Origin of the sequence: Kosakonia sp. S57, from assembly GCF_016516575.1 — a bacterium.
Lineage (GTDB): Bacteria > Pseudomonadota > Gammaproteobacteria > Enterobacterales > Enterobacteriaceae > Kosakonia > Kosakonia cowanii.
Genome location: NZ_JACVUL010000030.1, coordinates 11689 through 32083, shown reverse-complemented (window position 1 = coordinate 32083; position 20395 = coordinate 11689). Strand labels below are relative to the sequence as shown.

16 protein-coding genes are annotated in these 20395 nt (G+C 57.7%); 5 read left to right on the top strand and 11 right to left on the bottom strand.

Annotated elements, in window-relative coordinates; all coding sequences use genetic code 11:
• The first annotated feature begins 352 nt into the window (after nt 1-352).
• The gene (locus IAE48_RS22170) at nt 353-1444 is read left to right on the top strand and encodes an NADH:flavin oxidoreductase/NADH oxidase (RefSeq protein ID WP_200135607.1); all 1092 of its coding nucleotides are present in this window, start codon (nt 353-355) and stop codon (nt 1442-1444) included.
• Between the two features lie 59 nt (nt 1445-1503).
• Here the strand turns inward: IAE48_RS22170 and IAE48_RS22165 are convergent, their stop codons facing one another.
• The 3 genes from IAE48_RS22165 to IAE48_RS22155 form a co-directional block, all read right to left on the bottom strand.
• Nucleotides 1504-1701 (bottom strand): hypothetical protein, encoded by a 198-nt coding sequence (locus IAE48_RS22165; protein ID WP_042717826.1) that lies wholly within the window; start codon nt 1699-1701, stop codon nt 1504-1506.
• A gap of 93 nt (nt 1702-1794) precedes the next feature.
• Nucleotides 1795-3504 (bottom strand): pectate lyase, encoded by a 1710-nt coding sequence (locus tag IAE48_RS22160; protein WP_200135621.1) that lies wholly within the window; start codon nt 3502-3504, stop codon nt 1795-1797.
• 63 nt (nt 3505-3567) lie between these two features.
• Nucleotides 3568-4269: an oligogalacturonate-specific porin KdgM family protein gene (locus IAE48_RS22155; protein WP_200135606.1), complete on the bottom strand. Its 702-nt coding sequence runs from the start codon at nt 4267-4269 to the stop codon at nt 3568-3570.
• A 779-nt stretch (nt 4270-5048) separates the two neighbouring features.
• Between IAE48_RS22155 and IAE48_RS22150 the strand changes: the two genes are divergently transcribed.
• The gene (locus IAE48_RS22150; RefSeq protein WP_200135605.1) at nt 5049-5603 is read left to right on the top strand and encodes a helix-turn-helix transcriptional regulator; all 555 of its coding nucleotides are present in this window, start codon (nt 5049-5051) and stop codon (nt 5601-5603) included.
• Here the strand turns inward: IAE48_RS22150 and IAE48_RS22145 are convergent.
• The 5 genes from IAE48_RS22145 to IAE48_RS22125 form a co-directional block, all read right to left on the bottom strand.
• Nucleotides 5600-6532, bottom strand: a complete 933-nt coding sequence (locus IAE48_RS22145; protein ID WP_042717832.1) for a nucleoside recognition domain-containing protein — start codon at nt 6530-6532, stop codon at nt 5600-5602. The genes IAE48_RS22150 and IAE48_RS22145 overlap by 4 nt on opposite strands.
• 130 nt (nt 6533-6662) lie before the next feature.
• The gene (locus IAE48_RS22140; protein WP_042717833.1) at nt 6663-6761 is read right to left on the bottom strand and encodes a YoaK family small membrane protein; all 99 of its coding nucleotides are present in this window, start codon (nt 6759-6761) and stop codon (nt 6663-6665) included.
• Between the two features lie 118 nt (nt 6762-6879).
• On the bottom strand, nt 6880-7299 hold the full coding sequence (locus tag IAE48_RS22135) for a helix-turn-helix domain-containing protein (RefSeq protein ID WP_200135604.1): 420 nt from the start codon (nt 7297-7299) through the stop codon (nt 6880-6882).
• Nucleotides 7300-7361: 62 nt separating this feature from the next.
• Entirely contained in the window at nt 7362-8597 is a 1236-nt protein-coding gene (locus tag IAE48_RS22130) for an EAL and HDOD domain-containing protein (RefSeq protein WP_042717837.1), read from the bottom strand.
• A gap of 611 nt (nt 8598-9208) precedes the next feature.
• A complete protein-coding gene (locus tag IAE48_RS22125) occupies nt 9209-11461 on the bottom strand; it encodes a TonB-dependent siderophore receptor (protein WP_200135603.1) in 2253 nt (750 codons plus the stop codon).
• Nucleotides 11462-11713: 252 nt separating this feature from the next.
• Here IAE48_RS22125 and fes point away from each other — a divergent pair, with 252 nt between their 5' ends.
• From fes to entF, 3 genes are read left to right on the top strand one after another with little or no spacing between them, the layout of a single operon-like run.
• On the top strand, nt 11714-12913 hold the full coding sequence (fes, locus tag IAE48_RS22120) for an enterochelin esterase (protein ID WP_200135602.1): 1200 nt from the start codon (nt 11714-11716) through the stop codon (nt 12911-12913).
• A gap of 33 nt (nt 12914-12946) precedes the next feature.
• The gene (locus IAE48_RS22115; RefSeq protein WP_200135601.1) at nt 12947-13162 is read left to right on the top strand and encodes an MbtH family NRPS accessory protein; all 216 of its coding nucleotides are present in this window, start codon (nt 12947-12949) and stop codon (nt 13160-13162) included.
• Between the two features lie 10 nt (nt 13163-13172).
• Entirely contained in the window at nt 13173-17060 is a 3888-nt protein-coding gene (gene entF / locus IAE48_RS22110) for an enterobactin non-ribosomal peptide synthetase EntF (protein WP_200135600.1), read from the top strand.
• Nucleotides 17061-17599: 539 nt separating this feature from the next.
• Here entF and fepC read toward each other — a convergent pair.
• From fepC to fepD, 3 genes are read right to left on the bottom strand one after another with little or no spacing between them, the layout of a single operon-like run.
• Nucleotides 17600-18397 (bottom strand): iron-enterobactin ABC transporter ATP-binding protein, encoded by a 798-nt coding sequence (fepC, locus tag IAE48_RS22105; RefSeq protein ID WP_042713302.1) that lies wholly within the window; start codon nt 18395-18397, stop codon nt 17600-17602.
• Entirely contained in the window at nt 18394-19386 is a 993-nt protein-coding gene (gene fepG, locus IAE48_RS22100; protein WP_200135599.1) for an iron-enterobactin ABC transporter permease, read from the bottom strand. The genes fepC and fepG overlap by 4 nt, the downstream gene beginning before the upstream one ends.
• Entirely contained in the window at nt 19383-20387 is a 1005-nt protein-coding gene (gene fepD / locus IAE48_RS22095; RefSeq protein ID WP_200135598.1) for a Fe(3+)-siderophore ABC transporter permease, read from the bottom strand. Before fepD ends, fepG begins: the two co-directional genes overlap by 4 nt.
• Nucleotides 20388-20395: the final 8 nt, after the last annotated feature.

Below are 20395 nucleotides of genomic sequence, written 5' to 3'. Positions count from 1 at the left end.
TTGCAATAAAGATCGCTATATGGTTGCGCTGATGCTGAAAAAATTCAGGTGATCTTCTGCCTTGCGCTGGCGGTTAAAAAATGACTTACGGCAATAATAACCCTCTCTGCGGCAGGATATCCTCCTCCTGCGCATCGCGATATATGTGCTTTTATCGCAAATTCGGAAAATTATTTTCAACTTAGCTTTCATAACGTTAACCAGACCATTGATTGCCTGAATATCGTTCAGCCTGCCGCTAACGGCACATCCCGCCAAAGACAAGCTATGGTAATTGGCTGACAGTTTCTTCTCTTTACTGCGCGCGGATGCCTGCAATTGCGCAGTGAACGAAGCCGGAAAAGGATGAGATATGAGCAAATTATTTTCAGAAGTGACGCTCGGGCGTGTGACGCTCGATAACCGTATTGTGATCGCACCGATGTGTCAGTATTCGGCTGACGAAGGTAAAGCGACCGCCTGGCATCGTATTCATCTCGGCAACCTGGCGCTCTCGGGAGCCGGTCTGCTGATTATTGAAGCGACCGCCGTTGAGCCGGAAGGGCGCATTTCGCCTGAGGATCTCGGGTTGTGGGACGATGCCACCGAAGAGGCGCTGCGCGTGGTGCTGGACGATATTCGCCGCTATTCGCCGATCAAAATCGGTATTCAGCTCGGTCACGCCGGGCGTAAAGCCTCTACCAGCGCGCCGTGGCTGGGCGGTAAGCAACTCTCGCTGGACGAGGGCGGGTGGGAGACACTCTCCGCCTCTGCGCAGGCATATGACGAAACAGAACGCCCACCGCACGCGATGAGCAAAGCGGATCTGGCGCGCGTTAAGCAGCGTTTCGTCGACAGCGCACTGCGCGCGGTGAAGCTTGGCGTTGAGGTGATCGAGATCCATGCGGCGCATGGCTACTTGCTGCATCAATTCCTCTCTCCGCTCTCTAATGAACGCGACGATGAATATGGCGGCAGCCTTGAAAACCGCCAGCGTTACACCGTGGAAGTGTTCCGCGCAGTGCGTGAAGCGGTTCCGGCTTCCGTTGTGGTCGGGCTCCGCCTGTCGGCTACCGACTGGGTGGAGGGGGGCTGGGATATCGAACAATCCGCAGCGCTCACCGAACAGATTGAAGCGGCCGGCGGCGACTATGTGCACGTCTCCAGCGGCGGGCTCTCTCCGCTACAGCAGATCAGCGTAAAAGCGGGTTATCAGGTGCCGTTTGCCAAAGCGCTGCGCGAAAGGACAAAGATGCCGGTTATTGCCGTAGGGCTGATCACCGAAGCAGAGCAGGCAGAAACGGTTCTGCAACAAGGCGAGGCGGATCTGGTGGCGCTGGCACGCGGCATGCTTTATGACCCGCGCTGGCCGTGGCACGCTGCCGCAAAACTGGGCGGTGCCGTCAATATTGCGCCGCAGTATCAGCGCGCGGAGCCGCACGGTATTAAAGGTACAGTGAAATAGAAACAAACAGGCGAGTTTGCCGCTGTGGCAAACTCGCCTGTTGTGATTAATGGGCGTGGCTACACGCCTTTACTGACCAGCTCCGCGGCTTTGAGAAACACCTCTTCCTCAACGCCATCTCCCCGGTCCCGTCCTTGCCGCTCAATTTCACGCACAATATTGTCCCGACTGAGAGGCTCGCGCGCCGCAACCAGGCCAATCACCGCTGCACCAATGGCTAATCCAATGAGTCCCGTGAGCTCATCATTGAACTTCATACCCTGTCCTCCCTTCTTGCCCCTCCCAAAAATAGCACAACCTGCTTCATTTGTAGCCAGCCTGCCGGTAAAGGGGAAAGGGAGTAACGTTCTCTACTTTTTGCCGTTCGGCTTCAGTTGCTCGCCTTCCTGCAACTTGAACAGCTCATCATCACGCGTGGAATAACGTACGCTGCCATCCGCCATCAGATAGGCACCTTCGGTGAAACCTGCCCCATTCAGGAAGGGGGCAACGGCATCTGGCTTACCGCGATGCGCGGCCTCCAGCGCCAGCAAGGCATAGGGGGCGATGTTGTCAATATTGGCGTAAACATAGCGGCGATCGTCGATGAATAAGTTATTCAGCCGTTTGCTGGCTAAAATATTGTCGGCGACCTTATCCGCCAGCGTGAGATAGCGTTTATCACCGGTTGCCTGCGACAAATCAATCAGCGCAAAAATCGTGTACGGCTCGCTGTTTTGCGTCTGCAGATTGAGCTGGCTGTTTTTCCCGCCCGGTTCACCAATATCGCCAAGCCCCTGGCCGCGTGCAATGCCGCGTGCCACTTTCCATATCTCATCATCCTGCGCCAGCGTCCAGGCGCGGGCATAAGAGAGCAGAAATTCGTTGCCCGCCGGGTAGGGCTTCAGCTCGGTGCCCTTTTTACCGTAATAACCGTCACGCTTCAGGTGGTAACCCGAGAGATCGGTGCCGTTGGCCAGCATTGGCCGGAAAGTGTTGGTTTTCTCATCGTAGGCGTAGTGGGCAAACGCCTTCAGGCCATCCAGCGTCCATTTTTTGAGGTCATCCCCTTTATTGCCCAGCGATTTTGCCAGCGCCAGCTGCATTAACGCATTCTCCGAGTAGAGAGTGCTGGTTCTGCCTTTCAGCATCATGTTGCCTTCCAGCGCCGCAGCGCCAAACTCCGGGCCAAACTGACGCTGCGCGCGGTCGCCATACTTCGAATTGGTATCGCTATCGTCGGTGGTTTCAGCGCGTTTCAGCGCCTGGGTGAATTGATAAACGCCAAGCCCGGTCTTTTTATCGCGCGGCAACACATACTGCTCTGCCAGCCTTGTTGCCCAGGTCAGCGCGCCTTGTTCGCCCTCATATTGATAAAGCATGGCGGCGGAGTAGATCAGGTCATTACCGGCATTGAGGAAACTGAGCCCTTTGGTGGCGAAAAACGGCGGCTGCTGTTCAAATTCGCTGACCCATAATTTGCCCATTGGTTTGCCATATTCACCGTGGCGACTGGTTTCGAGTATCTTCCAGTCATAAACATGCGCATTCCAGAAGGCGCGAATAAAACGCGCCGTCGCCGCTTTGTCGACAGAGAACATTAGCGCATACCAGGGATAGGCATTTTTCAGCTCATGCACCTGCTCTTTTTCGCTCGGTCCTTCGGGCTGTAGCGTATTGAGATCGATAAAGCGATGCCCGCCCCACAGCAGTAACCCGCTCTCATCCTGATAGTGCTGGAAGTAGTAACGGACATTATCCTCCGCGCGCTTCTTATACTTCTCATCGCCGGTTAACTCACTCAACCCGACCAGCACGCGCATAAAATTTTGCTGCGCAGAGAAGTTCGACAACACCGCCTTTCTGCCATCCGGGAAGACCCACTCCAGCTGCTTGCCGGTTCGCGGATCGACGCCATCGGCCAGCAGGGGAACATCCGGATGCTGTTTATCGCTGGCTTTAGCAATAACCGCATCGGCGAAAGCTTTTACACTCTCCAGCCGCGCATTTTCTTGCGCCAGCGCGTGAGTTGAAAATATTGCCGCGATGCTTACCGCAAGCGCAACACTGCTCTTTATCATCATTAGGCTGTTCCTTATAAAAATAGGGGCTTCAGGAGAAACCCCTATTTAGCGATGCGGTTATCAGAAATTATATTTCACCCCAACGCGATAACGCGTCTGGCGTTCATCGGTATATTTACTGCCGGAGACATTACCAATTGCGGCGTAAGGCGACCAGTTTTTATCCAGCTTATAGGTCAGTTTGACATCGTGGGTCCAGTCATAATTCTCGTTATCCGCAATCAACACGCCCGCAGAGGTGGCATGTTTATAGTCGAGTTCATAATCGAGTTGATAATCTTTAAATAGCTTCCAGGAGATCGCTGCCGTCAGGTTGTAGCCGTTCTCGCTGGTCTGTTTATTAGTGCCGATATTATTGGAGTTACGCTTAAAATAGGGGCGATAACGCAGGGTCGCGCTAACATCGCTGTCAAAGTTCACTTTGCCGCGCAGGTAAGGGCGGTAGTTGTTAGCAGACGAGCTGCTGTCCAGTGAGAAACCCGGCTCCAGCTGGAAAGTGGGGTTGATCTTGTAGATATAGCTGGCCACCACTTCGGTGCCGTTACTCAGGGTCTCATGGTAGGCTTTATCTTTATCCTGCGAGCCTTTCCATTTCCCCTCCAGCGACAGACCAAAGCCGTTAGCGAAACGGTGAGACATTAATAAGCGGTCTTTGTGATTATTCCCTCCGCTGTCATTCATTTCGTGGCGATAATCAAAGGTGACGGCGTGGGTAGCAAGAGTGATAAAAGGTAATGTGGCTATTAATAATGTGCGCAACATAAAATCCCCTATTATTTTTCTCAAAGGTACAAGATGTTCTCTGCATTAACGCAGACGGTTGTTATAAACATGGTTCGCATGAAAAAGCCGGATCTAAGCCGGAATTATTAGCAAGCTTAATAATGATTTTTAATATAATAAAGCATTGATAATTACCGCATAAAAAATGCCAGCCTGTTCACTATAAATGGGTGTGTGGTGCCGGGTGCCTCCCGGTGAATTGGGGGCCGATAACCCCAATCCGTCCATAAAAATGAAACGCTACTGAGCGTGAACGTATATCAGCATGACCCCGCCGCTGAGGGGGATTCACCACACAAAATACGGTGTTAAAAAGCGTTAGCGCTCTTCAGAGATAAATTCTGTAAAACATGCTCTCTAAAAAGTAGTTCGTGGAACACACTTTTACACAATTTGAAATAGTGTTTTGAGACTGCGATCGAACATTTGATATGCATGATTATTTTAATTTTTAAGTTTTTTTAAAGATAATCCTGGTCTTTTAAAGTTTATAAATAACAATGGGTTATCTATTTTTACTGGCTTTTGTGATTTCAGGTTTTTTTATGGCTGACCGCAAGCAGAATAAATTTATTCCTGGCGTAAATTCTCTGCCGCAGGAAAAAAGTAGCGTTGGAATTCACACTCCGGAAAGTTAAACAAAGCCTAAACGAAGTGAAAAAGCTATATTGCGTTGATTCAGGACATCCCTAACACTCAGGAAAAAAATAGCCTGCGCGCCTCGCAGGATAAATAAGATAATAACCTCTGGAGCTATCATGACAATCTACGGAAAGGATCGCCTTTTCATCTTTGGTATTGAGCAAATCATCCGGCAATTGCGTAAGGAGAGGGGCGAACCATATCAGAGCAGCGAACTGGCGATTTATGTCACCGCCGGGATGGATATTGTGGAGATGTACGGGCTCTTTTTCTCCCGTCCGCCGACGCACTATGCGATTTTTATCTCCGCCGAGCGCCATTTTGAATCCCTGAGCTTGCTCTTCCCGGGGATGGTGAAACTCTGCCTTGCAGAGAATCTGCGGGTTGACGAGCTGCGTCAGGCGTTGGCCGTCATGAACATGCTCTCCAGGCAGAATAGTCCGCCCGGCTATCGCCACGACAGCCTCAAGTTTACCCGCGCCGAGCAGCAAATCATGCGGCTGATCCTCGGCGGTCACTCCCTTGACGACATTGCCCGTATCCGTGGCGTCAGCCCCACGACCATCAGCGTGCAGCGTAACAGCCTGATGAAACGCACCGGCACTAAAAGCCTGCAGGCGCTCTGCTCCCTCTACAGTGCGATGCGCAGTGACGGGGCGCTGGCCTCCTAAAACAGTAACGCGTGCAGCAGCGTGCGCAGCAGAATGCCCACAATCGCGCCCGCAAGCGCGAAGCGGAAGAGGCGTACAAAGCGGCTGGCGATACCGAGAAAAATCCCGATCCCCGGCAGATCGAGGGTTTGTACCAGAAAGCCTGCCGAGGCGTTAATCTGCGCCGCTGTCAGCTGCCCGTGCTGCGCCATTTCGGATGCAACACCAAAATAAGCAGTACCGCCGGCCAGACATTTGGTCAGCGTCAGCAACACGTAGACCGTTGAGATGTGAAAGAAAGACATCAGCGGCGTCAGTAGCGACGTCAGTGCTTCCACCACGCCCGCTGCTTTTAATATGCCGACCACCGTCAGCGACAGCAGCAGCATCGGCAGTGAGCCCAGCGATAAGCGAATCGCATCTGCCCCTGCGCCGTTAATCACCGCAATCAGCCCGGCGCGCGGCTTCTCCTGCGAAAGCTCGCCCTCTTCGTCACGCAGCGTGGCGCTGGAGAGCCTGCGACCGGCAAGGTAGTAGGTAAACGACGAAGCCGCCAGCCCGCCAATCAGCGAAATGCCAATCGCCGCGCCCCAGTGCAGACCAAAGGGGGTGAGAGGGTAGAAGACATTGGCCTGGCCCATGGCAAAAACCATGGCCAGCGTGGCGGCGAGATGACGATCGGAGGTTCCGCGCCGCTCCATAATCGCCAGCGCGGCGAGCGGAGCAGCAAAGCTGACAAAGTTAAGCTGAATAAGGGCAAATATGCCCATCCCGCTAATACCAAAAGGTTTGAGAGCCGGGGAGGTGAGGCGGACAATCGCGTCCAGTACGCCCTTCTCCTCGAGGTACTTCATAATGATGAGCATCACCACCATGATCGGCAGCAGGGTATAAAGGGCAACATCTACGGATACCCGACCCGCCGACATGATGATTTCGATGATATTCATTAACTGCTCCGGTGAACTTGCGTGCCCGGCATTCTACACCCGCCAAAAGGCGAGCAGGATCACAAATTAAAGTGGTTGAACGGCAAGTGATGCGCTGTATTGAATAACGCAGCCGGGAGGCCTCTTAATATTAAACGCCCGGTGTGGCGTAGCCGCCGACAATAAACCAGGTCAGGAATGCCACGGCGACAATAAATACCAGCACGGGAAACGCGATACCAATTCTCATAAAGCCTCATTCAATTTTGCCAGCAGGGGGAGTGGAGGGTGCCGCATCGCCTGCGGCGGCACAACGTTAGCATAAATGGCCGGATAAGGCGGATAAAAATAGGGGGCTTCGTTAGCCATTAACGCGTCACGCCCGCATGTGGGGGGTGTTCACCGGCGGCAAAAAAGGTCTGGCGGCAGTAGAGTTGCAGCACTTTCTCTTCGGGGATCAGGTAGCCTTTACCCTCGACGCGCAGAATAAAATCCTCAGGCAGATCAAACGCTGCCAGCTTACGCTTCAGGTTATTCATCACCTGCCACAGCCGCTGGCTGGAGCAGCTCAGGCCATTGTTTTCCCACACCTGGGTTTGCAGCGTTCTGTCTGCTACCACGCGACCGACGGCGTGCGTCAGCAGAAAGTGGAGCAGGTTTGCCATGGTAGTGCGTAAATAGTCAGCCTTACCCGGCGAAGCGTAGTTAATCAGGCGTTTTTTAAACGGCAGATATTCCACCTCATGATCGTTGCCGAGGCGGTAGCCATATACCGAGAGTGATTCCATCGTGTTCGTCCAAAGGGATGCGTTCTGTTAATTACATCGGCCTTTTGACGCAGAAACTAAAATTAGCGGCGGGTTGAGGGGATCGCCTGCGTCCATTCGGTCGCGGTTTTGACCAGCTCAGCCACCGTGCCGCGATGAAAACCGAGGCGATGGCCGAGCGCGCTCACCTCTTCCCACTGATGGTTTTCATACAGCTCAATCAGGCGCAAATAGGGATAGAGCGGCCCTTTTTGCGCTTTCAGCGCCATCATCACATTGTTGGAAATATCAATCTGGCCAATCAGATCGGCCATCGGCATTTCAAAAATGCTGTCGAGTTGCGAAAAAAGACCGACGATAAAGGCATCATCCGCCGAGTGGCGCGTAATAGAGTGTGACGAGGCAAGCTCGCAGAACCTGGCGCGGATCAGGCTCTGCTGATAGATCTCGCCAATCTCCTCTTTATTTACCGAGGTCAGGCAGGAGACCAGCACGAAACGGCGCAGCTCATTGGCACCGAGATAAAAAATAATATCTTTTAACGACTGGCTGCGGACGTTTTTAATTCCGCGCGCGTTAAAGACAATATTTTGCGCATAGCGCATCAGCTTGAAGGAGAGGGCGAGATCCTGTTTTAACAGCGCCTCGATGCGGGTGAAATCGGGCTTATCGGCATTCACCTCTTTCATTAGCCGGAGGGTGATTGCCTGGTTCTGAATCAGTTTGTTCGCCGCATGGATCACCGGGCGGCTGAAGAAGTGGCCCTGAAAAAGGGTGCAGCCGAGGTTTTTGTAGCACTCATACTCCTGCTGGGTCTCCACCTTTTCGGCGAGAAACAGCGTGTTGCGCAGTAGATGAGCTTTGCCCTTGATATAACCGCCAATCTCCTCCGGCGTATTATTGCGCACGTCGAATTTGATAATGTGAATAAAGGGCAGGAAGTCGTTCCACGTATCACCGAGCGCAAAATCATCCAGCGCAATGCGAAAACCCTGCGCGGAGAGTTTTTTGATGCTTTCCAGCAGCAGCGGCGTGGGCTCGGCGGTTTCGAGGATCTCAACAATCACCCGATCTTTCGGCAACGTTTCCGCCATTCCCTGTACCAGCAGTTCATAGGGGAAGTTGACGAAAATCGCACTGTACTCTTTTAACCGCCCCAGCGGTGCGCCAAGAAACTGTTCAACAATAATTTGCGCAGTGGCGTACTCCGGTGTGACGTCAGGAAACCGGTTGGTCATACTGTCCCTGAACAGCAACTCGTAGCCGACTGTGTTCATATTTGCATCAAAAATCGCCTGGCGGGCGACAAAAGAGAACATTCGATACTCCACTCACAGATGCCTGCAAATTATAGAAACGTCGGTGGCGCGCAAACCTGAACCGGGCGAACCTTTGCTATTTTTCCAGCGCCTGAAAGGCAAGCCTGGACGAAAACCGCAAAGACGCAAGTCGGATAGGGGAAAGGCGGTATCTTTTGTAAACTTCTGCAGAATTTAAGTCAAATTCCGCAGTGCAAAATAATATCTGCTGCTGCATTTTCAGGCAACTAAAGCAAAAAATCAGCACACTTGCGGCGATCGTGCTGAGAGAGAGGCTTTAGCCGGGTCATCATTTTTACGCCGGTAAACAGGTTGACGACTGCGTGAAAAAGCGTCGTGACGCTCATCACACCAGCAGATGAACTGCAGCAAGAAAGTATGATCGATATCATATATTCACGTACAGGTATTATTTTCCTCTTGTTAGGAATTTTCCGATGGCTTATTGTTATTTCACCCCAGCAAAGAGCTAACACCACCTTAGAGTGAGTGCCGGAGATAAGCGCCGGGCGGGGTATAACAGTGTCAGATATTCCACACCCAGGTAATCAGTAATAAAAGGCCCCGCCAGCAATGACGGGGCCTTCTCTTTGTAGCAGTTCAGGCTCTTATCAGAAGTGGGTGTTGATGCCCATAAACCAGGTTCGGCCCGATTCGTTATAGGTCTCTGCGCCCGCGCCATACATATAGCCGGTAGTGCCGCCGGTGCTCTGGGCATTGCCCGCGCGCCAGTGGCGCTTATCAAACAGGTTATCGACGCCGGCGGTCAGGCTGACGTTTTTGTTCACGTCCCAGGTGCCGCTGAGTCCCACAATGCTGTAGGGGCTCACTTCGTTGGTCGCAGAGCCGGTCACGCGCTGGCCTTTGTAGTCATACTTCTTCGGCTGCTGTTTGCCGTACCAGGTAAAGGTCGATTGCAAAGAGACATCCTGCGTCACCTGCCAGCTCAGCGTTGAGTTCAGCGTATATTCCGGAATGATGGAGAGCCGCTCGCCGGTGGTTTTGTTCTTGCTTTGCAGCATATAGGTGAAGTTGTTGCTCCAGGCCACCGTTTCAGAAACCGGCACGTTCAGCGTACCCTCCAGCCCTTCAACCACCGCTTTCGGCACATTTTCCCACTGGTAGATATCGGTTTTAGTCGCGCCCGCCGCCGTTTGCGCCATCGGCGAATAACCCGCCTCAATCTTATTGCGGTAGTCGTTACGGAACCAGGTCACACCGGCCAGCCAGTCATCATGTTTGAACTCAAGGCCAATCTCTTTATTGATACTGGTCTCCGCTTTCAGGTCGTCGTTACCCATCATGTAACAACCGACGCCGTTGCCGCTGGCGTAGCACCCCTGGCCCTTGCTGTAGAGAATGTAGTTCGGGTTGGTCTGGTAGAGGCTCGGTGCTTTATACGCGCGGCCAATGCCCATTTTCAGGGTGAAATCGTCGCCTAATCCCTGCGAGAGGTTCAGCGACGGGCTCCAGTTATCGCCAACGATGGTATGATGATCGAAGCGCAGCGCCGGGGTCAGCATGGTGCTGTCGGTCAGCTCCATATTGTCTTCGGCAAAAATGGAGTAGATATCGGCACTGGAGTAGGGGCTGCGGTTGGTGCTGCTCAGCCCGCTAATCGCCCCGCCCTGGAAGGCCTGGGTATTAGAGGCGAGATCTTTCATCCGCTGCTGGTTCCACTCGGTGCCCAGCGTCAGGGTCTGGTTAACCAGCAGATCCAGCGGCAGGTTCACCTCGTTGTGCAGCATCACATCGGAGAGGTCGATATCGGTGAATTTATTACTGTTGAACAGCCCTTCCAGCCCGCCCGCCAGACCTTCGCCCAGACGTGAGTTACGCGTGTGCTCATACTGGATCCAGTTGCTGGTGGTAATGCCGTTATCCCAGCCGCCGTTCCAGGTGACGGAGTAGTTCTGGCGATAGAGACGGTTGGTCTCTTTGCCGTAGTTCTCGCGCACGTAGTTATTGCTGCTGCTGTCGTTATTGGTGTTTTGCGTATCGCCCGCGTAGAGGTTGCCCTGGCGGCTGTAGCCCGCCTGGAACTCCAGCGACTGCAGCGGTGCGAAATCCCAGCGCACCACGCCATTAATATCTTTATTGATTGAGCCTTCGCGCCCGGCGGCAAGGGTATTGGCGTAAATCCCGGTGCGTTCAGACTGGTGATCGCGGTTGATATCCCACGCATCGGCCTGGGTTTTCGCCAGGTTGCCATAGAGGCGGAAGCTGACATCATCGCCCAGCGGGCCGCTGAGGCTAAAGTCGGTGCGTTTGGTGGCGCCTTCCGCTTTATGCTCCGGCGCGTTGACGTAGGCGTTCCATGATCCATGCCACTCCTGGGCGCTATCTTTTTTGGTGATGATATTCACCACACCGCCCGCCGCGCCGTTACCGTAGCGCACGGCGGCCGGGCCGCGGATCACTTCGATGCGCTCAATCATCTCTGCTGGCACCCAACTGGTGTCGCCGCGGCTGTCACGCTCGCCGCGCCAGCCTAAGCGTACTGAGTTACGGCTGGTGACCGGTTTGCCATCGACCAGGATCAGGGTGTTTTCCGGGCCCATACCGCGAATGTCGATCTGGCGGTTGTTGCCGCGCTGGCCGCTGGTGGCGTTGCCGGTTAAGTTAACGCCCGGCATCTTGCGGATAATTTCCGACACATCACGGGCTGGCGGGTTCTTACGAATTTGATCGGCGGTGATGGTCGACACGCCGGGTGCCTGGAGGTTTTGCTGTGCCGCCGTGACGACGATAGTGTCCGCGCTGCTGGCGTCGCTGCTTTTCTCATCCGCCGCCATCACGGGCATTGCCGCGCCGTAGATCCCGAGGTTGACCAGCAAGGTCAGGGATTTCATCTTCTTATTCATTATGTTACCTGCGTTCCTTTGCCGTATCCCCGTAACTCTCCATTCCTAGGGGAGAGGAGACGGCAGTGATGAAGCCCGCGCGCGGCAATTCTCTCAGCCCTGAGAAAAAAGGCCTGCGACAGGCAGAGTTAGGTGAAAGACGCGCTTCCCACAGCGCGCCAATACGCTATTGCAAATAAGAATAGTTATCAATAATATTATCTATAAATTTTGATCGATAAAAATAAGTCCGCAGCGATTTGGGGTTAAACCGTGACGTCAACGACGGGAAGCGATGCCTGGTGGGCGTCAAAACAGGGGCCGGAGTGGGTTAAAACCGCCGACGGGTGCTATGAAGTGACCTTCTGGTGGCGCGATCCGGCGGGGTCAGAGCAGACTTCGCGCCTGCGCCGGGTCTGGATCTACATCACTGGTGTTACCGATCACCATCAACAAGCGCAGCCGCAATCACTGGCACGCATCGCCGGAAGCGATGTCTGGTGCTGGAAAACCACCTTCGAAGCGGGCTGGCGCGGCAGCTACTGCCTGATCCCCTCTGAACAGGATAACGATTTCGCCGCTACCGTTTTCGCCAGCGTGCCGCCAGATCGCGCGGCGCTGCGTGAAGGGTGGCGCAAACTGCTGCCGCGTGCGGTTGCCGACCCGCTGAATGCGCAAAGCTGGCGCGGCGGGCGTGGTCATCCGGTCTCGGCGCTGGAGATGCCCGATGCACCGGCTCAGCCTGGCTGGCAGGCAACCAATACCGCTTTCACACCCCCTCATCTGCTGCACTGGCAGAGCCAGCGGCTGCAAAACCGCCGCCGCGTCTGGGTCTATGTCACCGGCGAGGCGCAGGATACCGAACGGCCGCTGGCGATCCTGCTCGACGGCCAGTTCTGGGCCGAGAGCATGCCGGTGTGGCCTGCGCTGGCGGCGCTGACTAACGCCCGCCAGTTGCCGCCCGCGGTCTATGTGTTGATTGACGCCATCAATAATGCTCAGCGCAGCCAGGAGCTGCCCTGTAATGCCGATTTCTGGCTGGCGGTGCAGGAGGAGCTCTTGCCGCAGGTACGCGAAATTGCCTCCTTCAGCGATCGCGCCGATCGCACGGTGGTGGCGGGGCAGAGTTTCGGCGGGCTTTCAGCGCTCTATGCCGCTCTACACTGGCCGACGCGCTTTGGCTGCGTGCTGAGCCAGTCCGGCTCTTACTGGTGGCCACATCGCGGCGGCGAGGGTGAAGGGCTGCTTATCCAACAACTCAAACGGGGTGAAATAGGCCCGCAGGGGCTGCGCATTGTGCTTGAAGCCGGGGTGCGCGAGCCGCTGATTTTTCGTACCAACCAGACCCTTTTATCCCTTTTACAACAAACACAGCAGCGGGTTTTCTGGCGTCAGGTTGACGGCGGACATGATGCGCTTTGCTGGCGCGGCGGGCTGACGGCGGGGTTAATCACCCTCTGGCAGCCGCTCTAACGCCGGGGCGCTTTTCCACGACAGGAGTTTGCTATGGAGTTCACCAACCTCTTCGATCATCCGCAAGGGCGGTTTTATATTCTGCAAAACAGCGCGCAGCAGTGCAGTTTGTGGCCCGCGCAGTGCGCGCTGCCCGCAGGCTGGCATATCATCTGTGAGCCGCAATCGCAGGCGGACTGTAACAACTGGCTGGCAGCACACTGGCAGAGCTTAACCCCGGCGCACTATGCGCACCCCCACGCGCAATAAGGAGCGGAAGATGAGCGAACGTTTACCGCTGGTCGCCGCCCAGCCGGGGATCTGGATGGCAGAAAAACTCACCTCGCTGCCGAATGCCTGGAGCGTGGCGCACTATGTTGAGCTTGAGGGCGATATCGATGCCGTGCAGCTCAGCGAGGCGATTGTCACCGGCCTGATGCAGGCTGACACGCTGCGCATGCGTTTCACCGAAGATAACGGCGAAGTGTGGCAGTCTGTCGATGAGACGTTGACCTTTGCCGCGCCCGCCATTGCCGACCTGCACCAGCAGGGCGATGCACACAGCGCCGCGCTGGCGCTAATGCAGGCAGATCTGGCGCAAAACCTGCGCGTGGAGAGCGGCAAACCGCTGGTGCACCACCAGCTGATGCGCGTCGGCGAGCGGCGCTGGTACTGGTATCAGCGTTATCACCATTTGCTGGTTGATGGCTTCAGTTTCCCCGCCATAACCCGCCAGATTGCCGCTATTTATAGCGCATGGCGACGTGGCGAGCCGACGCCCGCCTCACTATTTACCCCCTTTGCTGAGGTTGTGGAAGAGTATCAACGCTATCAGGGCAGCGATGCCTTTACGCGCGATGCCGCTTTCTGGGCAGAGCAGCGGCGCGCGCTTCCGCCACCGGTATCGCTCTCCAGCGAACCGCTGCCAGGGCGCGCGGCAACTACCGATATTCTGCGCCTCAATGTCGCCCTGGAGCGCGCAGCCTTTCGCCGCCTGAGCCAGGCGATGGCAAACACGACGCCCGCCGATCTGGCGCTGGCCTTAGTGGCGCTCTGGCTGGGTCGGCTGTGCGGACGCACCGATTATGCCGCCGGGTTTATCTTTATGCGCCGCATGGGATCGGCCGCGCTCACCGCCACCGGCCCGGTGCTTAATGTCCTGCCGATGGGTATTCATCTGGATGGCACGCAAACGCTGCCGGAGCTGGCCAGCGACCTTGCCCGAACGTTGAAAGCGATGCGCCGCCACCAGCGTTACGACGCAGAGCAGATCGTGCGTGACGCCGGGCGCGCGGCGGGGAGTGAGCCGCTGTTCGGCCCGGTGTTGAACGTCAAACTGTTTGATTACCAGCTCGATCTTGACGGCATCCCGGGCATTACCCACACCTTAGCCACCGGGCCGGTCAACGATCTGGAGATCGCGATCTTCCCGGATGACACGGGCGGGCTGTCGCTGGAGGTGCTGGCGAACCGCAGCCGCTACGACGAGGCAACGCTCAACATCCACGTTGCGCGCCTTGCCCAGCTGTTGCAGCAGTTTGCCGACAACCCGGCGCTGCGCTGTGGCGATGCGGAACTCTTAACCGCGAAAGAGGCGGAAAAACTCACACAGCTCAACGCCACCGCCGTGTCGCTGCCGCGGGCTACCCTGAGCGAGCTGGTGGCACAGCAGGCAGCGAAAACCCCCGATGCCCCGGCGCTATCCGATGCCCGCTGGCACTTCAGCTACCGGGAGATGCGCGAGCAAGTGGTGGCGCTGGCGAACCAGCTACGCGCGCTGGGCGTGCAGCCTGGCGACAGCGTGGCGGTTGCGCTGCCGCGCTCGGTTTTCCTGACGCTCGCGCTGCATGGCATTGTTGAAGCGGGCGCCGCCTGGTTGCCGCTCGATACCGGCTACCCCGACGATCGCCTGCGCATGATGCTGGAGGATGCTGGCCCGCGTCTTTTAATCACCACCGACGATCAGCATGCGCGCTTCGCCGATATTCCGGGGCTGGCGCACTTCTGCTACGACGCGCCGCTGGAGAGCAATGGCGCTGAGCCGCTCAATCTGGCCCGCCCGGAGCAGACGGCTTATATCATCTTCACCTCCGGCTCTACCGGGCGACCAAAAGGGGTGATGGTCGGGCATACCGCCATCGTCAACCGCCTGCTGTGGATGCAGGCAGCCTATCCGCTTAGCGCTAAGGACGTGGTGGCGCAAAAAACGCCGTGTAGTTTTGATGTTTCAGTATGGGAGTTCTGGTGGCCGTTTATCGCTGGCGCCAGCCTGGTGATGGCCGAGCCGGAGGCGCACCGCGATCCGCAGGCGTTACAAGCCTTCTTTGCTGAAGCGGGTGTGACGACGACCCACTTTGTACCGTCGATGCTGGCGGCCTTTGTTGCCTCGCTGACGCCGGAAAGCGCGCAGCAGAGCTGCCGCACGCTGAAGCAGGTTTTCTGTAGCGGCGAAGCGCTGCCCGCCGATCTCTGCCGCGAGTGGGAAGCCTTAACCGGCGTGGCGCTGCATAACCTCTATGGCCCGACGGAAGCGGCGGTGGATGTCAGCTTCTATCCGGCGTATGGCGAGACGCTGGCGCAGGTGCGCAGCAATAGTGTGCCGATTGGTTACCCGGTGTGGAACACGGGGCTGCGCATTCTGGATGCGATGATGCGCCCGGTGCCGTTCGGCGTGGCGGGCGATCTCTATCTCACCGGCATTCAGCTGGCGCAGGGCTATCTCGGTCGCCCGGATCTGACTGCCAGCCGCTTTATTGCCGATCCCTTTGCGCCGGGCGAGCGCATGTACCGCACCGGGGATGTTGCCCGCTGGCTGGAGAATGGCGCGGTAGAGTATCTGGGGCGCAGCGACGATCAGCTAAAAATTCGCGGTCAGCGCATTGAGCTTGGCGAGATTGACCGGGCGATGCTGGCGCTGCCGGATATCGCTCAGGCGGTGGCCCACGCCTGCGTCTTTAATCAGGCGGCGGCGAGCGGCGGCGATGCCCGCCAGCTGGTTGGCTACCTGGTCTCTTCTTCTGGTCAGCAACTGGATACGGCTGCACTGCTGGAGCAGCTGCGTGCGCAGTTACCGGCGCATATGGTGCCGGTGCTGTTAATGCAGGTGAGTGCGCTGCCGCTCAGCGCCAACGGTAAGCTGGATCGCAAAGCGCTGCCGCTGCCCGTGTTACAGGCAGAGCAGGGCGGTCGCCCGCTCAATGCCGGGATGGAAACGCAGGTGGCGCAGGCCTTTGCCGCGCTGCTGGGCTGTGAAGTGAATGATGCGCAGGCGGATTTCTTCGCCCTTGGCGGCCACTCGCTGCTGGCAATGCGGCTTGCTGCGCAACTTAGCCGCGAGTTTGACCGCCAGGTGACACCGGGACAGATTATGGTCGCGCCGACGGTGGAGAAACTGGCCGCGCAGCTTGAACAGCCGCTCTCAAACGAGCAGGCCGGGCGGCTCGGGCTGGAAGCGGTGCTGCCGCTGCGCGAAAGCGCGGGGCCGACGCTCTTCTGCTTCCATCCGGCCTCCGGTTTTGCCTGGCAGTTCAGCGTGCTGGCACGCTATCTTGCGCCGCGCTGGTCGATTACCGGTATTCAGTCTCCGCGCCCGGATGGGCCGCTACAGCAGGCGGCAACGCTGGATGAGGCCTGCGATCAACAGTTAGCAACACTACTGGCGCAGCAGCCGCACGGGCCTTACTACCTGTTCGGTTACTCCCTTGGCGGTACACTGGCGCACGGCATCGCGGCGCGGCTGCGCCAGCGCGGTGAAGAGGTGGCGTTCCTCGGGCTGCTCGATACCTGGCCGCCGGAGACGCAAAACTGGGCAGAGAAAGAGGCCAACGGCCTTGATCCCGCCGTGCTGGCGGAGATTGAGCGCGAGCGCCAGGCGTTTCTCGCCGCGCAGCAGGGGCAGGCCTCCACGGAGCTTTTCTCGCAGATTGAGGGGAATTACGCCGATGCGGTGCGCTTGTTGACCACTGCGCACAGCGTGCCATTTGATGGTAAAGCCACGCTGTTTGTCGCCGAGCGCACCCTGCCGCCGGGCACCGACCCGCAACGCGCCTGGGCACCCTGGGTGCGCGAGCTGGCGGTGTACCGTCAGGATTGCGCCCATGTCGATATCATCTCCCCGCAGGCGTTCGGGCAGATCGGGCCGGTGTTGAGGGAGTTATTGGAGAGGTAAAAAATGTTGTAGGCCGGATAAGCGTTTACGCGCCATCCGGCGATGGGATTACCTCGGTGGAATGGTTCCGTTCACCAGGCGCTGGGGAGTTTCATTAATCTCTTCTGCGGTGAACGGGACAAGGGAAGCGGCCGCGCTCCCCTTGTCAATCCCCGCGGCCCCGCGAGGAAATCGGTGCTGCGCACTGCGCTCACCTCCCGCGTGCCTGACGGCGGCCGGCTCGACTCGACATCCTGTCTCGGTTCGCCTCTGTCCGCCATCCATGGCGTCCAGACCTTGTCATTCACGCTTCGGTTCGCCGATTTCAGCGGGGACACAACCCCTCGCTGTGATATTGCAGATAAAAACAAAGTCGGTGTCGCTGTGGGCTCGCTTTTGTAGGCCGGATAAGGCGAAGCCGCCATCCGGCAATTGGTGCCGCGGAGATAATGCCGGATGGCGCGTAACCGCTTATCCGGCCTACGCGGTTTCAGCGGCTTCGTTACCGTAGGCCGGATAAGGCATAGCCGCCATCCGGCAATGGGATTTGCCAACAACGTTCAACCGCTGCGCCCCAGCGGCACCACCAATGGTGTATGCGCTACCGGATCGTCAATGATCATGCAGCGCAGCCCGTACACCTCTTCGATCAACCCGGCGGTGACAATCTCTTTCGGTGCGCCCTGCGCCACAATCTTCCCGTCGCGCAGCGCAATCAAATGGGTGGCGTAACGGCATGCCTGATTCAAATCATGCAACACCGCCGCCAGCGTATACCCCTGCTCGCGGTTCAGCTCGCTGAGCAGCTCCAGCAGATCGATTTGATAACTGATATCAAGCCAGGTGGTCGGCTCATCAAGCAGCATAATCGCCGTCTCCTGCGCCAGCACCATGGCGATCCACGCCCGCTGGCGCTGGCCGCCGGAAAGCGTATCGACACTCTGCTGCGCCAGGCTCTCCACGCCCGTAGCTTTCATCGCCCGCTTAACCGCCTCGTCATCCTCTTTGCGCCAGCGGGTAAAGAGCGGCTGATGCGGGTAACGCCCGCGCGCCACCAGCTCCTGCACCGTAATATCGCCAGGCGTGGTAGCGTTCTGCGCCAGCAGACCAATACGTCGCGCCACCTCTTTGCTGGCAAAACGCTGGATCTGCTCGCCGTCCAGGTAGACATGTCCTTCGCTCGGCGTCATCAGGCGGCTGAGGGTACGTAAAAGGGTCGACTTCCCGCAACCATTCGGGCCGATGATGGCGGTGAAATGGCCATCGGGAATGGCGACGCTCAGCTGCTCGGCAATCACTTTTTTGCCGTAGCCCAGGGTTAACGCTTCGCCGCGCAGACGGGGAGATAAGGCGCTCATTTCTTGCGGGACTCCTGAATTAACAAGGCGATAAGGTAAATACCGCCGAGGCTGACGGTGACCACGCCAACCGGTAGCTGATAAGGCGTAAAGCCGCGCTGGGCGATCATATCCGCCAGCAGCAGTAGCAACGCGCCGCAGAGCGCGGACTGGGTTAACCCCCAGCGCGCCGTGCCGCTCAGGCGGCGGGCAATATGCGGTGCCACCAGCGCGATAAAGGAGATCGGCCCGGCAAGCGCCGTGGCGGCTGCGGTCAGCGCCACCGCAACCAGCATCAGCAGCAAACGCGAGCGCTCAACGTTGACACCCAGCGCACAGGCGCTGTCGTCGCCCATCTCCAGCAGGCGCATGCGCCGTGCCAGCAGGGCGGCGAAAAAAAACATCGCCAGCATAATCGGCACCGACGGCAGCGTTTTTGCCCACGTCAGGCCATTGAGCGATCCGGCGTTCCACAGCCCGGCGGAGAGCGCCGTTTCAAGCGACGCTTTCAGCAGCAGCCAGGTGTTGAAGGCCACCAGCATCGCGCGTACGCCAATGCCGACAATAATCAGGCGGAAGGTTTCAATGCCGTTGCGCCAGGCCAGCAGCCACACCACCAGCGAGGTAAGAATGCCGCCCGCCATCGCTGCCAGCGCAATTGCCGTCAGATGCTGACCAAACAGCACCATCGCCACCAGCACGCCGCTCCACGCACCGGTATTAAAGCCCATGACATCCGGGCTGCCGAGCGGGTTACGCATCAGGGACTGGAAAATCGCGCCGCTGACGCCAAGCGCCGCGCCAACCACCAGCGCCATTAACACTCGCGGCAAGCGCCACTCCATCACCACCAGCTGCATCGCGCGCGGCGCAGTACCGCTTAGCGCGTCGAAAACCTGCGTAAAGGTGAGCATCACCGTACCGCTGCGCAACCCGAAGGCTGCGAGCAGCAGGGCGGCGATAACCATCAGCAGGCAGCTGGCCACTAAACGGCGGGAGGGGGCGATCATAAGCCGCCTCCGCGCGCGCGGCGCACCAGCAGAATCAGCATCGGCGCGCCGATGAAGGCGCTCACTACCGAAACGCGCAGTTCGCCCGGTACGATCACACGACCAATAATATCGGCAAACAGCAGCAGAGCAGGGGTGGCAATTAACGTGACAGGAAGCGACCAGCGGTGATCGGCCCCAACCAGCCCGCGCGCGAGGTGGGGCATCATCAGGCCGATAAAAGCGATGGGCCCGACGACCGCCGTTGCGCTGCCGCAGAGCACGGTTATCGCCAGCAGGCCCAGCAGCTGGGTGCGCGCCACTCTGCTGCCAAGCGCCGTCGCCGTGTCACTGCCGAGGCTCAGGCTATTAAGTGCCCGGCTAAGCAGTAATGCCACACCCGCAGCCAGCAGCACCGGGATCAGCACCACGCGCAGGGTTGCCAGCGTGCGAATATCAAGGGAACCGGCCTGCCAGAAACGCAGCTGATCGTAGACATCAGCATTGAGCAGCGAAATGCCGCTGGAGAGACCATCGAGCACGGCGGTGAGCGCCACGCCAGCCAGTGTTAAGCGCACCGGGCTAAGCTGGCCGCCGCCCTGGCTGCCGGTAAACGCCACCAGCAGCGAGGCGGCGAATGCGCCGCAAAAAGCGAACATCAGCTGCTCCGTTGGCGTGGTCGCGCCGAGCAGCGCGGCGCCGAGCACAATGGCGAAACTGGCGCCCGCATTGACGCCTAAAAGGCCCGGGTCGGCCAGCGGGTTGCGCGTCAGGGTTTGCATCAGCGCACCGGCAAGGCCAAGCGCGCCGCCGGCGAGTAAGCCTGCCAGCGTGCGCGGCAGGCGCGCATCGCGAATGATGGTGCAATCTGCACTGTGGCAAGCGCCAAAGAGGGCGTCGGTGATAACTGCGGCAGGCATCGGTTTTGCGCCAATAAACAGGCTCAGTGCCGCAGCAAATATAAGCAGTATCAATAGCCCGACGAGAACCAATAAACGCGCCGGGGAAGCAGAAAACGACATAAAAATCC

Coding starts and splice junctions, on each gene's coding strand:
- IAE48_RS22170 (WP_200135607.1), top strand. CDS start 353: ATGAGCAAATTATTTTCAGAAGTGACGCTCGGGCGTGTGACGCTCGAT.
- IAE48_RS22165 (WP_042717826.1), bottom strand. CDS start 1,701: ATGAAGTTCAATGATGAGCTCACGGGACTCATTGGATTAGCCATTGGT.
- IAE48_RS22160 (WP_200135621.1), bottom strand. CDS start 3,504: ATGATAAAGAGCAGTGTTGCGCTTGCGGTAAGCATCGCGGCAATATTT.
- IAE48_RS22155 (WP_200135606.1), bottom strand. CDS start 4,269: ATGTTGCGCACATTATTAATAGCCACATTACCTTTTATCACTCTTGCT.
- IAE48_RS22150 (WP_200135605.1), top strand. CDS start 5,049: ATGACAATCTACGGAAAGGATCGCCTTTTCATCTTTGGTATTGAGCAA.
- IAE48_RS22145 (WP_042717832.1), bottom strand. CDS start 6,532: ATGAATATCATCGAAATCATCATGTCGGCGGGTCGGGTATCCGTAGAT.
- IAE48_RS22140 (WP_042717833.1), bottom strand. CDS start 6,761: ATGAGAATTGGTATCGCGTTTCCCGTGCTGGTATTTATTGTCGCCGTG.
- IAE48_RS22135 (WP_200135604.1), bottom strand. CDS start 7,299: ATGGAATCACTCTCGGTATATGGCTACCGCCTCGGCAACGATCATGAG.
- IAE48_RS22130 (WP_042717837.1), bottom strand. CDS start 8,597: ATGTTCTCTTTTGTCGCCCGCCAGGCGATTTTTGATGCAAATATGAAC.
- IAE48_RS22125 (WP_200135603.1), bottom strand. CDS start 11,461: ATGAATAAGAAGATGAAATCCCTGACCTTGCTGGTCAACCTCGGGATC.
- IAE48_RS22115 (WP_200135601.1), top strand. CDS start 12,947: ATGGAGTTCACCAACCTCTTCGATCATCCGCAAGGGCGGTTTTATATT.
- entF (WP_200135600.1), top strand. CDS start 13,173: ATGAGCGAACGTTTACCGCTGGTCGCCGCCCAGCCGGGGATCTGGATG.
- fepC (WP_042713302.1), bottom strand. CDS start 18,397: ATGAGCGCCTTATCTCCCCGTCTGCGCGGCGAAGCGTTAACCCTGGGC.
- fepG (WP_200135599.1), bottom strand. CDS start 19,386: ATGATCGCCCCCTCCCGCCGTTTAGTGGCCAGCTGCCTGCTGATGGTT.
- fepD (WP_200135598.1), bottom strand. CDS start 20,387: ATGTCGTTTTCTGCTTCCCCGGCGCGTTTATTGGTTCTCGTCGGGCTA.